Origin of the sequence: Corallococcus interemptor, assembly GCF_003668875.1 — a bacterium.
GTDB classification, from domain to species: domain Bacteria; phylum Myxococcota; class Myxococcia; order Myxococcales; family Myxococcaceae; genus Corallococcus; species Corallococcus interemptor.
Genome location: NZ_RAWM01000191.1, coordinates 1 through 12,703, shown reverse-complemented (window position 1 = coordinate 12,703; position 12,703 = coordinate 1). Strand labels below are relative to the sequence as shown.

The window sequence follows — 12,703 nt, the reverse complement described above, 5'->3', positions numbered from 1 at the left end:
CCCCGCCGAGGTCTCCGGCGAGCGCCGCACCCCGCGTGAGGCGCGCGAGGCCCGCGAGCCGCGCAACCGGGAGGGCCGCGAGAAGGACAAGGACAAGCGCCGCCAGGAGCAGCCCCGCCGCGAGAAGCGCGACGAGGAGAAGGAGAAGCCCAAGCAGCGCAAGACGGACAAGATTGAAGACCTGCTGAAGGTGGGCCAGGAGGTGGTGGTCCAGATTTCCAAGGACCCCATCGGCACGAAGGGCGCGCGGCTCACCTCGCACATCTCCATCCCCGGCCGTCACCTGGTGTTCATGCCCACGGTGGACCACGTGGGCATCAGCCGCCGCATCTCCAACGAGAAGGAGCGCCGCCGGCTGCGCGAAATCGTGGACCGCCTGCGTCCGCCCGGCACGGGCTTCATCGTGCGCACGGTCGCGGAGAACGTTCCCCAGGAGAAGCTGGAGAGCGACATCCGGTTCCTCATCGAGGTGTGGAACCAGGTGGTGCGCCGCAACGAGAAGCGCGGCGGACCGGGCCTGCTGCACCCCGACCTGGACCTCATCCTGCGCGCCACGCGCGACCTGTTCGCCCATGACGTCGAGAAGCTCGTCGTGGACGACGCGGAGGAGTACGAGCGCATCCAGGGCTTCGTCACCGCGCAGGACCCTGCCCTGCGCGACCGCGTGGTGCTGCACGAGACGGACGAGCCCGTCTTCGACGCCTACGGCATCGAGCAGGAGCTTCAGCGCGCCACCCAGCGCAAGGTGTGGCTGAAGAGCGGCGGCTACCTGATCATCGACCAGGCGGAGGCGCTGACGGCCATCGACGTCAACTCGGGACGCTACGTCGGCAAGAAGAGCCTCGAGGAGACCATCACCAAGATCAACGTCGAGGCGGCCAAGGAGATCGTCTACCAGCTCCGGCTGCGCAACATCGGCGGCATCATCATCTGCGACTTCATCGACATGGAGAAGGCGCAGAACCGCGACAAGGTCTTCAAGTCGCTGCAGGAGGCGCTGGGCCGGGACAAGGCCAAGACGAACGTGCTGCGCATCTCCGAGCTGGGCCTGGTGGAGATGACGCGCAAGCGCGTGCGCGAGTCCATTGGCCGCGTGCTGCACGAGGACTGCCCGTACTGCGACGGCAAGGGCTTCGTGAAGACGGCGACCACGGTCGCGTACGAGATCTTCCGGGAGATCCGCCGCGAGGCGCCGGGCTACAAGGACTCCACGCTGGTCATCAACTGCAACGCGGAGGTCGCGCGCCTGCTCCAGGGTGAGGAGCGCAACGAGCTGCGGCACCTGATGGACCGCTACAACAAGTCCATCCAGGTGAAGGCGCAGCAGAACTACCACCGCGAGCAGTACGACATCTACGGCCGGTCGGCCACGGGCCCCGAGCACAAGGTGGCCTCGTCGCCGGGCTCCGGTGACGGCGAGCTGGCGATGCAGCAGCGCCGTCCGGACAGCAACTACGGCGGCCGTCCGGACCAGGGCCGCCGGGGCGGAGGCCGGGACCGCGACCGTGGCGAGCGTGGCGGCGGTGAGAACCGTGGCGGCGGCGAGAACCGTGGCGGCGGCGAGCGCGGCGGGGAACGCGGAGGCGAGCGTGGCGGCGGAGACCGTCGCGAGGGCCGGCGCCCCGAGCGTGGCGAGCGCGGAGGAGACCGCAACCGGGACCGTGAGCGTCGCGGCGGTGGCGAGGGCCGTGGCGGAGAAGGCCGTGGCGGCGAGCGCGGCGGTGGTTCCGGCGGTGGCCAGAACGGCAATGGCAACGGAGGCGGCGCGCCTCCCGCGGCGTCTGGCGGAGGCTCGTCCGAGCCGTCCGGCGGTGGCGGCGAGGGCTGAGCCCTGACGTGTGAGTGACAGCGAGGGCCCGGTGGGTACATCCCGCCGGGCCTTCTGCTTTGAAGCGCTTGCGAGGCTTCCCGCATGCTGACCAGCCAGGCGGACAAGGCCCGTGCATGTGGTGACAACGTCCGCTCCGATGGGGCGGGAGGGCTGGTTCGCCGGGGCAGGGTTTGGCTACGGTGGCGCTTCCACGATGAATCGCTCGCCTCCGCGCCTTCGCACGCTCCTGGACTCCCGCGACCTGGCCGCGCCGGGCTGGAAGCGCGCCGGGAGGAAGCCGTGAAGCTCCGGAAGCTGTCCTGGGGCATGCGGCGCTCGCTCGTGCGAGCACGGGTGTGGGCGGTCCAGACAGCAACCCGCGTGTGGGCGCCCATCGGGGCCACGTCGGCGGGCCGCTTCGCGGCGGACATCTTCTTCGCGGGGCGCACCGTGGCGCGCGGCTTCATGGGCGAGAACCTGCGCCTGCGCGCCGCCGCGCTCACGTACATCAGCATGTTCTCGCTGGTGCCGCTGCTGACCGTGGGCATCGTGCTGCTGCGCACGCTCCACCAGGAGCAGTTCCAGCGGAAGCTGCGCTTCGTCATCTCCGAGGTGCTGGCGCCAGGGGTCAGCGAGGAGTCCGCCGCCCTGCTCGACCGGTTCCTGCACCCGGGCGACTCCATCGCGGTGGGCAGCGTGGGCTTCCTCGCGGTGCTGTTGTCCGCGGGCTCGCTGCTGAGACACATCGACGGCGCGGTGAACGAGCTGTGGGGCATCCGGCGCCAGCGCCCGTGGCTCACGCGCCTGTCCATCTACGCGGGCCTGCTGGTGCTGGGCCCCATCTTCCTGGCCATCTCCTTCTCCGGCACCGGCCGGGTCCGCGTGCTGCTGCAGACCTACGCGCCCTCCGCGCCGTTCTTCATCGGGGTGGGCACCACGCTCATCGCCATGGGCAGCCTGACGCTGCTGTACCTGTGGACGCCGTATGCCCACGTGCGCGTGCGCTCGGCGCTGGCGGGCGGACTGGTGGCCGGCCTGGGCTGGATGCTGGCGAAGCAGGTGTACGCCGAGTTCGCCGCGCGCAGCTTCCTCTACAACCCCCTCTACGCGTCGCTGGGCGCCCTGCCCCTGTTCCTCGCCTGGGTGTACGTGAGCTGGCTGGTGATGCTGTTCGGCGCCCGGCTGTCCTACGCCGTGGAGCACGTCTCCTTCCGGGACTCACTCTTCGCCTTCGGCAGCCACCCGCGCGCGCACGAGCTGGTGGCCGCGCGCGTCGCCCAGGACGTCACGCTGTGCTGGGTGGACGGACGCACCCCGCCCCTGCCCCGGGAGCTGGCCACGCGGCTGCGCGTGCCGGAGTCGCTGGTGCATGAAGTGGTGGACCGGCTGGTGGAGGCCCGCCTCCTGGAGCGGGCGCGCCGGGGCGGCCTGCGCCCGGCGAGGGACCCCGCCGACATCACCCTCGCGGACACCACGCTCGCCGTGCACGGGGTGATGATCACCGGCGGCTCCGACACCTGGACGGGCCCCAAGGCCCCGGGCTTCGAACAGTTCGAGCCCCTGTTCCAGGCGGCCGACTGTGCCGGGGTCGACCTGCTGCGCCGCACCCGGTGGCTGGACCTGGTGACGGCCCTGCGCCCGGGGCTGGCCGCCGCCCCGCCCGCCCCCGAGGCCCCCAAGGCAGCGGCCAGTGGCGGAAATCCGTAACGTTTATAGAGGGTTGGGAGCCCACCCGGCTTGCAAGGAGGAGGTGTTCTGTTATGTATTCGGGTCTCGACCACGGGCCAGAGAGCCCTGTCACCAAGGGGTCACGGGGTTTGCGGGAGCGTCCGATGCTCAAGTCCGATCTGATCAACATCCTCGTCGCCAAACGAGGCGTGACCCAGAAGCAGGCGGAGGCGACCATCGAGACGATCTTCGAGTCGATGAAGGACGCCCTCTGCCGCGGGGAGAACATCGAGATTCGCGGCCTGGGCGCCTTCCACGTGAAGAACTACCAGGGCTACCAGGGTCGCAACCCGAAGACGGGCCAGGTCATCCCGGTGAAGCCCAAGCGTGGTCTGCTCTTCCGCACGGGCAAGGAGCTGCGGGACCGGGTCAACCGCCCCGCGCCGCTGCAGGCCCAGTCGGACCTGCCGTCCTCCGAGTTCAAGGGCAGCAGCGGCACCGGCACCCTCTAGTCCTCACCGCCCCACGGCGACCGGCGCCAGCCGGCCGATGGGGCGAATCTGCAGGTCCCCGTCCAGCTCGCCGTAGGTGAGCACCGCCACGTCCGGGAACGGGCCCTCGCACAGCTTGCGCAGCGGACGGCGGATGTCCGGGGCCGTGAGCAGCACCGCCCGGCCCCCGTTGGCGATGAGCCGCACCCCCTCCAGTATCTCCATGATGCGCTCCGGCTCCGGCGCGGGCCCTCGAGGACCGCTGGCGCGAAGCACCTCCTCCACTTCGGGATCCACGAGGTACGCGTACAGCGGGCCCGTGGGCGCGAACTGGTGGCTCAGGTAGCGGTGCAGGGCCTGACGGCAGCGCTCGGCCAGGGCCGTGGCGTCACCTTCGGTGGTGGGCGCCACGAGCGCCTCCAGGATGGCGCGCAGGTCGCGGATGCTCACCTGCTCCTGCACGAGCCGCCGCAGCACGTCCACCAGCAGCGGCAGCGGCACCTTCTGCAGCGCCTCCTTCACCAGCACGGGTGACTGGGCCTCCAGTCCCTCCAGCAGTCCCTGCACCTCCTGGAGCCCCAGCAGCGCGGAGGCGCGCAGGCGCAGCACCGCGCGCAGGTGGTCCGCGATGAGCTCCGAGGGCTTGCGCACCGGCACCTGGGCCAGCTCCAGCCGGGAGCGGGCCCCCTCCCCCACGCGGCTGATGGGCCGCCCGCTGGCAGGCTCCACCGAGGCCTCCGCCTGGACCTCCAGGAAGGCCAGCTCCCCGGGAGGCACGAGCGCGTACAGCGCACCGGGCTGCACCACGCCGCCACCGGCGGGCACTTCGTCCAGGAGGATGCGGTACTCGCCCGGGCCCAGGTACGCGGCGTGGGTCCGCACCCGGATGCCCGGGATGCGCACACCCAGCTCGAAGAACAGCTCGTCGCGGACGGCGTTCAGCACCGTGTGCACGAAGGCGCCTCCGTCCGCCTCCGCGAGCGGCGTCAGCTGCGCGGACAGGTCCAGCGTGAGCGGCGTCACGCCGACCGGTGCCTTCGCGCTCTCCGGAGGTTTGCCCGCGGCTCCGGCTGGCACCGCCGGCCCCGTTGGAGCGCCGTCCTTCGTCTGCGCCTTCTCTGGCGCCTGGGCGTTGCGCCGCAGCGCATACCCGAGCCCTCCAAGGCCCGCCGCCAGGGCAAGGAAGGTCACGTGCGGCATGCCGGGCATCAAGGCCAGCGCGACGCAAAGGCCCGCCACGGTGGCCAGCGTGCGGAAGTCGCCGAAGAACTGGGAGCCGATCTCCACCCCGAGCGAGTCTTCTTCCTTCTCCGACGCCACCCGCGTGACGACGAGGCCCGCGGCCACCGCGATGCACAGTGAGGGCACCTGGGACACGAGCCCGTCGCCGATGGCGATGAGGGCGAACGTCGCGGCGGCCTCGGAGAAGGCCTGGCCGTTCTGCAACACGCCGATGAGCGTGCCGCCCAGCAGGTTCACCGCGACGATGACGAGGCCCGCGATGACGTCCCCCTTCACGAACTTCATCGCGCCGTCCATGGCGCCGAACATCTGGGACTCGCGCTCCAGGTCGCGCCGCCTGCGCCGGGCCACCGTCTGGTCGATGGCGCCCGCGCGCAGGTCCGCGTCGATGGACATCTGCTTGCCGGGCATGGCGTCCAGGGTGAAGCGGGCGGAAACCTCCGCGACCCGCTCCGCGCCCTTGGTCACCACCAGCAACTGCACCAGCGTGAGGATGGCGAACACCACCGCGCCCACCACGTAGTCGCCTCGGACCACGAACTCACCGAAGGCCTGGATGACCTCGCCCGCGTGGCCTTCGGAGAGCGCCAGCCGCGTAGACGACACGTTGAGCGACAGCCGGAACAGCGTGGTGAAGAGCAGCAACGTGGGGAACGACGTCACCCGCAGCGCGTCCTTCGCGTTCAGCGCCGCGACCAGCAGCGCCACCGCCGCGGCCAGGTTCACCGCGAGCCCCACGTCGAGGAGCCACGCCGGCAGCGGGATGATGAGCGCCCCCAGCACCGCCGCCATCGCCACCGCGAGCACGACGTCCGAGGACTGGCGGGCCTTCAGCAAGACCTTCATGAGGGGTTGCATCACGTCTGTCTCCGTGGACGGTCGTCCGGCTCGCGAAGCTCCATCGCGGTCCGCAACACGACGGCCGCCGCCTGGTACAGCTCCTCGGGGATGGACTCCCCGACGTCGAAGTGGATGAGGCTGCGGGCCAGCGGCACGTCCCTGACCACGGGGATGCCCTGCCGGCGCGCCTCCTCCTTGAGCGCGAGCGCGTCCTGCTCGCGGCCCTTGGCCACGAGGTAGGGCGCGTCGCATTCGCCCGCGTCGTAGCGGAGCGCGACCGCGATGTGCGTGGGGTTGACGATCACGGCGGTGGCCTTCTGCACTCCACGTGCCGGACCGCCCTGCGCCAACTGGCGATGCAGGGCGCGCCGCTGTCCCTTGTGACGCGGGTCGCCCTCGCTCTCCTTGTGCTCCCGTTTGATCTCTTCGCGCGTCATCATCAGCTCGCGCATGTGCCTGCGGCGGGCGAGCGCGTAGTCCACCGCGCCGCACCCCAGCCCCCCCCACGCCAGCCGCGTCACCAATGCGCCCAACCGGCCGACCAGGAACTCCAGTCCGCGGGTTCCCTCGAGCCACGCGGTCCGCAGGGCATCGGGGCCAATCGCCTCGACCTCGTTCCAGACGATGAGGGCCAGCAGCGCCGCCACGAGCAGCGCCTTGCCGGACTCGACGAGCGGCCGGACGCTGAAGAGGCGCTTGAAGCCCGCGAAGGGATTGATGCGCTCCAGCTTCGGCATGGCGTGGCGCGCGTCCAGTTCGAAGCCCACGGTGGCCACGGAGACCGCGAGCGATGCGGCGAATGCGCCCCCCAGGGCCGGGCCGCACAGCCGGGCGGCGACCCAGGCCCCCTCCTCCCATGCGCCCACGAGCGTCTGTTCCAGCATCAGCCTCGCGGTCCAGTCCTTCAACCGGGCGAACCCCTCCGGGGCGAACGCGATGAAGCCCAGCAGCCCGCCCAGCGTCGTCGCGCTGGAGGACAACATCCGGCTGCGAGGAAGCTGACCCTTGCGCCGGGCCTCCCGCAGCCGTTTCGCGGTGGGCTGCTCCGTCTTCTCGCCGCTCATCGGGAGACCTCTCCCAGCAGCGCCAGCGCGCCCTCCGTCGAGACCACGCCCGCGAGCAGCCGCTCACACAGCAGCCCCACGCCCAGCCACAGCAATGCACCGCCCCCAAGGATGCGCAGCGGAGCCCCCAGCTCCTGGAGGTTCACCTGTGCCGCGGCCCTCGAAGCCATGCCCAGGAAGCAATCCACCGCGAGCGACGCGGCCGCCACCGGGGCCCCCACCGCGAGCCCCGTGGCCATCGCGCTCCCCACCATCACCACCACGTGCAGGGCCGAGGCCTCCGTGGGCACGAAGGCTCCCAGCCGGACCACTCCGAAGCCGCGCAACAGGGCGGAGAGCACCACGGGGAACAGCGCCCCCGACACCACCCTCGCCACCAGCAGGTGATACAGCGCGTCCCCCGTGGCTGACTCGCGGCTTCCCGCCTGCGGCAGGCTCGCCTCCGCGGAGGTGCCCCGGAACAGGTCGAGGAACCGTCCGCCCATTCGCGCCGCGTCGAAGGGCAGCGCGGACACGAGCCCCACGGAGACACCGTAGGCCAGCTCGCGCACCACGAGCCCCGCCATCACCCCTGGCGTCTCCACCGTGCCGCTGAACTCCACGCCCGCTTCGACGTGCAGGAAGAGCGACAACGCGAGCACCAGTCCCAGCCGGACCGTCGTCGGCGCGGCCTGGCCTCCGAGCAACGGACAGAGGAACGCGATGGGCACGAGCCGGGCCGCGCACAGCGCCACCGCGACCACGTGAGGCCCCAGGGAGACGAGCTGTTCACCCAACACCTCCGGGTTCACAGCGCTACCTCCGCGATGAGCATGAGGAGCTGTTGGGTGAAGCGCGTGAGCTGCCCGGCGATCCATGGCCCCGCCAGCACCAGGGACAACACCGCCGCGCACAGCTTGGGCACCACCGACAGCGTGCTCTCCTGCAACTGGGTCGTTGCCTGGAAGAGGCTCATCAGGAAGCCCACCAGGAGGCTCGCGCCAATGGGGGGCAGCGAGGCGACCACCATCAACAGCAGGGCTTCACGCCCCAGGGTGAGCAGGACGTCCTGGGTCATGGCGTCACCGGTAGCCAAGGATGAGTCCCCGCGCGAGCAGGGCCCAGCCATCCACGGCGACGAAGAGGAGGATCTTGAAGGGCAGGCTCACCTGCCCCGGAGACAGCGTCTGCATGCCCAACGCGAGCAGCACGTTGGCGATGACCATGTCGAGCACCAGGAAGGGCAGGAAGACGATGAAGCCAATCTGGAAGGCCTCCTTCAGCTCGGTGATGACGAAGGCCGGAATCACGACGAACAGGTCCGTCTCCTGCACCTGCTCCGACTCCTCCGGAGGCCGCAGCTCGCGGGCCAGGTCCACGAAGCGGGCGCGCTCCTCCGGGCTGCCGTGCTTCACGAGGAAGGCGCGCAGCGGCTCCGTCACCTGCTTCGCGGCGGAGAGGACCTGCGCTCCAGAGTGCACTTCGTCGTACGCCGCCTGGCCCGCGTCGTACATGCGCTCCATCACCGGCGCCATGATGTGGCCCGTCAGCACCACCGCGAGCCCCGTGAGCACCAGCGTCGGCGGTGCCTGCTGGGTGCCCATCGCCGAGCGCGCCAGGGAGAGCACCACGGCGATCTTCGAGAAGCTCGTCAGCATCAGCACCGCGAAGGGCAGCAGCGACAGGAGCGCGAGCATCCCCATCATCGCCAGCGGACTGCCGGCATAGGACATCTGCGACAACGAGGGCTCCGCGGCGAACGCGAGCGCGGGAAACAACAGGCCGGCTCCCCATCCGAGCGCCTTCATCCCCCACCCCGCTTCCGGGATGCGCCACACGTGACCGGGGTCTGTCGCGCGCGGGGAAAGAGCACTGTCGGCTCCAGTTCCAGGTCCACCCGTGGCTTCACCGTCGTCCTGTGCAGGGCACCCGGCACGACCGCTGGGGCGCGGGTCTCATGGATCTCCGCGAAGGTGTCGCCATAGGCCACGAGGTAACGCCGTCCATCCGCCTCCACGAGCGCGAGGCCGCAGCGCTGCGAGAGGCCCGTCCGCGAGACGATGCTCAGCGGCTCCGGAGCGGCCGCATCCGCGCTCCCGGTCACGCCTCCCTTGCGAAGCAACACCCAACCCAACCCCGCCAACGCCATCGAGCCGATGAGCAGGCGCGAGGTGCCCACCAGCGACAGTCCACCCAGGGGTGCGAGCGTCGCCAGTCCCACGAGCAGGGCCGACGCGAGCAGCAACCTGCCCCGTGGTGAGAACGAAGACAGCCACGTGTTCACGGTTGGGCTCACGGCAGCAACGCCAGGATGCGGGCGCCCACTTCGCCTTCGATCTCCACCAACTCCGCGCGCGCGACCACCCGGTCGCCCACGCGCAGCAGCACGGGGCTGCTCGCGTTCACGTGCAGGGGCAGCAACGTACCCGGCTTCAGCGCCGCCAGCTCCGACAGGGGCAACAACAGCCGCGTCAGCTCGATCTCCACATCCACCGGGAGCGGCGGCATCGCCTCGCTCCGCTTGTTCGTCGCCACCATGTCCGGCTCCTGTCGGGCCGCGTGCGAGTGCACGCTCCCGGTCGAAAAACCTTCCGCGTGAAACCCACCCCGGAGCGCGAAGCCCCGGGTGATCAACTGTCCGGGCCCCTCCACCCGGCCGTCCCGGAGACGCACGCCCTCGAAGAGCACGACGTCCCCTACGGCCAGCGCATCCACCGCCGAGCCCTGCAAGGGACTGCGCCCCACGAGGCAGCGCGCGGGGACCGATGCCGCCAGCACCTGGGACGCGATGGCGCCTCCTGGCTCCACGGGTAGCTCTTGAAACGCGGTCTGCACCGCGCGGGCGGGCAGGAGCACCCGGCCTCCCACCGTCGCGCCCTCCACCGTGGCCGTCAGCAACACCGCCACATAGGGCTGTCCCGGATCGACTCGCGTCAGCACCTCACCGCGCCGCATCGACACCGCTGACAAGCGGGGCCCCAGCCTTCGCACCCACTCGCCTTGCCCACGCATCGCGGCCAGGGCGGACAGCAGCAGGTACACCAGCGCGGACTCTTCCAGCCGGGTCAGCTCCGCCACGGGTGCTGGTCGCGTTCCCGTTCCCGCCAGCTTCGCCAGCGCCGCGAAGACCAACGGAACCTCCAGCTCCACGATGGCGGTGCCCCCCACCGCTGACAGCTCCACCAGCGCGAACACCATCCCCATCGCCAGCTCGCGCTCCGGATGGACCGCCGCAGGCACCAGGTGCCCTTCCAGACTGACGGCAGCGCCCAGGTCCCGCGACAGCGCCGCGCCCACGTCGCGCAGGAGTTCCGCGCTCCAGCGCCCTACCTGCGGCCGCTGCCCCAGCACCAGGTGGGCGCGCGTCAGCCGGCGTGCTCCGGGGCGGAAGGGCCGCGTGGGCTTCTTCGCGATGCTGGGGGACCTGACGGGATTCGTTTGCATCCGGAAGCTCCGGGACGGCGATGGGACACACGTCCCCTGTGCACGGCCATGGCCAGGAGGCCGCCGCGTGGAATCAGGGTGTTGGCAGGAGGGTGGAGGTCCGTCTTCGGGATGGCCCTCCACGCCCGAGGACGCTCAGCGCAGGGCTTCGCGGATGCGCCGCTCCGCCAGGGCGGTCAGGGCCGGCGCGGCCTCTGCTTGCGAGGGCGTTCCTTCCCACTCGGGAAACCGGCTGCGGTGGTACGGCGGCAGCCTGCGAAGGGCTTCCTGGCGCAGGGCTTCGGGAGCGGACTCCAGGAAGAGGGCCAGCCGGTTCGCGCCGTCCGACCTCTCCCCGAACTCGACCGCCACCTTGGCCTGACGCTGCGCGGAGGGCATGGAGGCGAAGCGCTCCAGGTGGCGCAGCGCCCTGCCCGCTTCGGCATCCACCAGTCCGCCCAGCAGCTCCGCGGCCCGCTCCCGCGCCAGGACGCAGACGACCAGCGCGATGCGCTCCAACGGGAGGGACAGCGCCGGCAGCGTGACGTCCGCCACCGTGGCCCGGGGTGATTCCTTCCTCGCAGGCAGGAGCTTCCGGGCCTTTCGCAACACCCGGCCCACGCGTGTGACGTCCATGGCGCGCTCAGGCCAGCTTGCGCGTGGGGCCCGGCGTCACCACCGGCCTCGCGGGCGTGGGCGGAGCGGGCGGCGCCGCCGGAGGCGGGTTCTCCGCCAGGGCCCGGTAGTGCCTCCAGCGCAGCATGGCCCAGACCAGCGCTCCAGAGAGCCCCGTCACCAGCACGCCCAGCAGGGCGAGCACCACTCGCAGCCGCAGCGGCACGGGACCGCCCTTCGGCGACGGCGCCTCCACGTGCGTCGTCACCTCGTCCACCAGCAGCGACACCGCCTCCGGCGACAGCCCCTCCACGCCTCCCGCGATGAGCTCGCGCAGCGTCTCCTCGGACTTGCGCACGCGCGCCGCGCCGCCGGGTGCCGTTCGCAGCATGGCCGAGGCCTTCGACGGCGTGGCGGCCTGACCCGGCCTTGGCGGCGGTGGCACCACCAGGTGCACTCGCGCCAGCAGCACGCCGTCCACCGTCTGGAGCGTCTTCTCCAGCTCGCGCTCCATCCCCCGGACGCGGCAGACCTGCTCTTCCAGCGGAGAGCGCACGAGCCCGCTCCCTCCAAACACGTCGCAGCCCGTCTCCGCCGCGACCCGGGGCAGCCCCAGCTCCGCCAGGATGCGCACCGCGTCCGAGGACTGCGCGTCCGTCACCTCGATGGCCCAGGTGGGTTTCTTGCCCGGCTCGGGCACCTTGCGCGCGTCGAGCCCCCGCTCGACGAGCACCGTTTGCAGCTCGTTGGCCTGACGTTCGTCGAGGCCGTGCTGGATGCGCTCCCGGCACGCCGTGGCGGCCAGGAGCAGGAGGAAACAGAGACAACGAAGGGGAGCGGAACGCATGGAAGAAAGGACTCCTCACACCTGGGTCTGGAGGACCTGCTTGACGCCGCCGGTGGCCTTCTCGACGACCTTGCCGGCGAGATCGAGCTCCTGACTGGCGCGGTAGACGTGGGCCTGGAGCGCGAGCAACTCCGCGGGCGTGAACGTGCGGCCGGACTCGGCGAGCTTCAGGATGTGATCCAACCGCTGCTGCGCCTGCCCCACCCGGTCCAGCATCTCCACCGCCTGCTGACCGCGCGCCGCCTGGACCGAATCCACGCGGGCACCCGGCTTCACCTCCGCGCAGCCCGCCTTCGCCCGCTCCACGCCGTCCGCCCGCGACGTGCCGGCGGGGGCCTCGCCCGGCGTGCGCACCGGCTTCGGCGGCCCCTCCGTCGTCACCGGCACGGGGCGCGACGCGGGCCTGCTCACGCCCTCCAGCACCTTGCCGAACGTTTCCCTGCCGGACTCCACCGCGGGCGAAGGGCCCGCGCCGCCCACGGCTCCCAACTTGTCGATGGCCATCGCGAACGCGCCTCAGCGGATGTTGTTGATGGCGGCCTTCGCCGAGTCGTGGCGGACCTTCATGATGTTGGAGATGGCGTTGTGCTCGCGGCTCTCCTTCTGCATCTCGTTCTGGAGCGACAGGTAGGCCATGTTGAACTTCTGGCCGTCCGCGGCCATCAGCCGCTGCGCCTCCAGCAGGTCCCACGCCTCCCCCTTCCCCGTCGCCCCGCTCCCCGTC

General features: G+C 71.2%; 13 protein-coding genes and 1 pseudogene. 3 read left to right on the top strand and 11 right to left on the bottom strand.

The window, feature by feature from the left end:
- From D7X96_RS36860 to D7X96_RS36850, 3 genes are all read left to right on the top strand, one after another.
- The coding region (locus D7X96_RS36860) for an Rne/Rng family ribonuclease (RefSeq protein WP_121771835.1) at positions 1 to 1,828 on the top strand (1,828 nt) is incomplete at its 5' end.
- A gap of 309 nt (positions 1,829 to 2,137) precedes the next feature.
- Entirely contained in the window at positions 2,138 to 3,517 is a 1,380-nt protein-coding gene (locus D7X96_RS36855; protein WP_121771836.1) for a YhjD/YihY/BrkB family envelope integrity protein, read from the top strand.
- A 125-nt stretch (positions 3,518 to 3,642) separates the two neighbouring features.
- Positions 3,643 to 3,990, top strand: a complete 348-nt coding sequence (locus tag D7X96_RS36850; RefSeq protein ID WP_120542838.1) for an HU family DNA-binding protein — start codon at positions 3,643 to 3,645, stop codon at positions 3,988 to 3,990.
- 3 nt (positions 3,991 to 3,993) lie between these two features.
- On the opposite strand, the gene D7X96_RS36845 is transcribed toward D7X96_RS36850, so the two are convergent.
- The 11 genes and pseudogenes from D7X96_RS36845 to D7X96_RS36795 form a co-directional block, all read right to left on the bottom strand.
- Entirely contained in the window at positions 3,994 to 6,069 is a 2,076-nt protein-coding gene (locus D7X96_RS36845) for a flagellar biosynthesis protein FlhA (protein WP_120552871.1), read from the bottom strand.
- Positions 6,069 to 7,115 carry an EscU/YscU/HrcU family type III secretion system export apparatus switch protein gene (locus tag D7X96_RS36840; protein WP_121771834.1) on the bottom strand — a complete coding sequence of 349 codons (1,047 nt, stop codon included), beginning with the start codon at positions 7,113 to 7,115 and terminating at the stop codon, positions 6,069 to 6,071. Before D7X96_RS36840 ends, D7X96_RS36845 begins: the two co-directional genes overlap by 1 nt.
- Entirely contained in the window at positions 7,112 to 7,906 is a 795-nt protein-coding gene (locus D7X96_RS36835) for an EscT/YscT/HrcT family type III secretion system export apparatus protein (protein ID WP_121771833.1), read from the bottom strand. Before D7X96_RS36835 ends, D7X96_RS36840 begins: the two co-directional genes overlap by 4 nt.
- On the bottom strand, positions 7,903 to 8,172 hold the full coding sequence (locus D7X96_RS36830) for a flagellar biosynthetic protein FliQ (protein ID WP_120552868.1): 270 nt from the start codon (positions 8,170 to 8,172) through the stop codon (positions 7,903 to 7,905). Before D7X96_RS36830 ends, D7X96_RS36835 begins: the two co-directional genes overlap by 4 nt.
- A gap of 4 nt (positions 8,173 to 8,176) precedes the next feature.
- Entirely contained in the window at positions 8,177 to 8,902 is a 726-nt protein-coding gene (gene sctR, locus D7X96_RS36825) for a type III secretion system export apparatus subunit SctR (RefSeq protein WP_120552867.1), read from the bottom strand.
- Complete coding sequence (locus D7X96_RS36820; protein WP_147442988.1) at positions 8,899 to 9,390, bottom strand: flagellar biosynthetic protein FliO; 492 nt, start codon at positions 9,388 to 9,390, stop codon at positions 8,899 to 8,901. The genes sctR and D7X96_RS36820 overlap by 4 nt, the downstream gene beginning before the upstream one ends.
- A complete protein-coding gene (locus tag D7X96_RS36815) occupies positions 9,387 to 10,538 on the bottom strand; it encodes a FliM/FliN family flagellar motor switch protein (protein ID WP_121725345.1) in 1,152 nt (383 codons plus the stop codon). The genes D7X96_RS36820 and D7X96_RS36815 overlap by 4 nt, the downstream gene beginning before the upstream one ends.
- A 135-nt stretch (positions 10,539 to 10,673) precedes the next feature.
- The gene (locus D7X96_RS36810) at positions 10,674 to 11,153 is read right to left on the bottom strand and encodes a hypothetical protein (RefSeq protein ID WP_120552864.1); all 480 of its coding nucleotides are present in this window, start codon (positions 11,151 to 11,153) and stop codon (positions 10,674 to 10,676) included.
- Between the two features lie 7 nt (positions 11,154 to 11,160).
- On the bottom strand, positions 11,161 to 11,979 hold the full coding sequence (locus tag D7X96_RS36805; RefSeq protein WP_121771832.1) for a flagellar M-ring protein FliF: 819 nt from the start codon (positions 11,977 to 11,979) through the stop codon (positions 11,161 to 11,163).
- A gap of 15 nt (positions 11,980 to 11,994) precedes the next feature.
- Entirely contained in the window at positions 11,995 to 12,483 is a 489-nt protein-coding gene (locus tag D7X96_RS36800; protein WP_120552862.1) for an ATP-dependent helicase HrpB, read from the bottom strand.
- Positions 12,484 to 12,495: 12 nt separating this feature from the next.
- Positions 12,496 to 12,703: pseudogene (locus tag D7X96_RS36795) on the bottom strand (hypothetical protein); the annotation flags it as partial.

Excerpts from the sequence above, each read along its gene's own strand:
- D7X96_RS36855 (WP_121771836.1), top strand. The coding sequence starts at position 2,138 with ATGCGGCGCTCGCTCGTGCGAGCACGGGTGTGGGCGGTCCAGACAGCA.
- D7X96_RS36805 (WP_121771832.1), bottom strand. The coding sequence starts at position 11,979 with ATGCGTTCCGCTCCCCTTCGTTGTCTCTGTTTCCTCCTGCTCCTGGCC.
- D7X96_RS36815 (WP_121725345.1), bottom strand. The coding sequence starts at position 10,538 with ATGCAAACGAATCCCGTCAGGTCCCCCAGCATCGCGAAGAAGCCCACG.
- D7X96_RS36845 (WP_120552871.1), bottom strand. The coding sequence starts at position 6,069 with ATGCAACCCCTCATGAAGGTCTTGCTGAAGGCCCGCCAGTCCTCGGAC.
- D7X96_RS36850 (WP_120542838.1), top strand. The coding sequence starts at position 3,643 with ATGCTCAAGTCCGATCTGATCAACATCCTCGTCGCCAAACGAGGCGTG.
- D7X96_RS36830 (WP_120552868.1), bottom strand. The coding sequence starts at position 8,172 with ATGACCCAGGACGTCCTGCTCACCCTGGGGCGTGAAGCCCTGCTGTTG.
- D7X96_RS36840 (WP_121771834.1), bottom strand. The coding sequence starts at position 7,115 with ATGAGCGGCGAGAAGACGGAGCAGCCCACCGCGAAACGGCTGCGGGAG.
- D7X96_RS36810 (WP_120552864.1), bottom strand. The coding sequence starts at position 11,153 with ATGGACGTCACACGCGTGGGCCGGGTGTTGCGAAAGGCCCGGAAGCTC.
- D7X96_RS36800 (WP_120552862.1), bottom strand. The coding sequence starts at position 12,483 with ATGGCCATCGACAAGTTGGGAGCCGTGGGCGGCGCGGGCCCTTCGCCC.
- sctR (WP_120552867.1), bottom strand. The coding sequence starts at position 8,902 with ATGAAGGCGCTCGGATGGGGAGCCGGCCTGTTGTTTCCCGCGCTCGCG.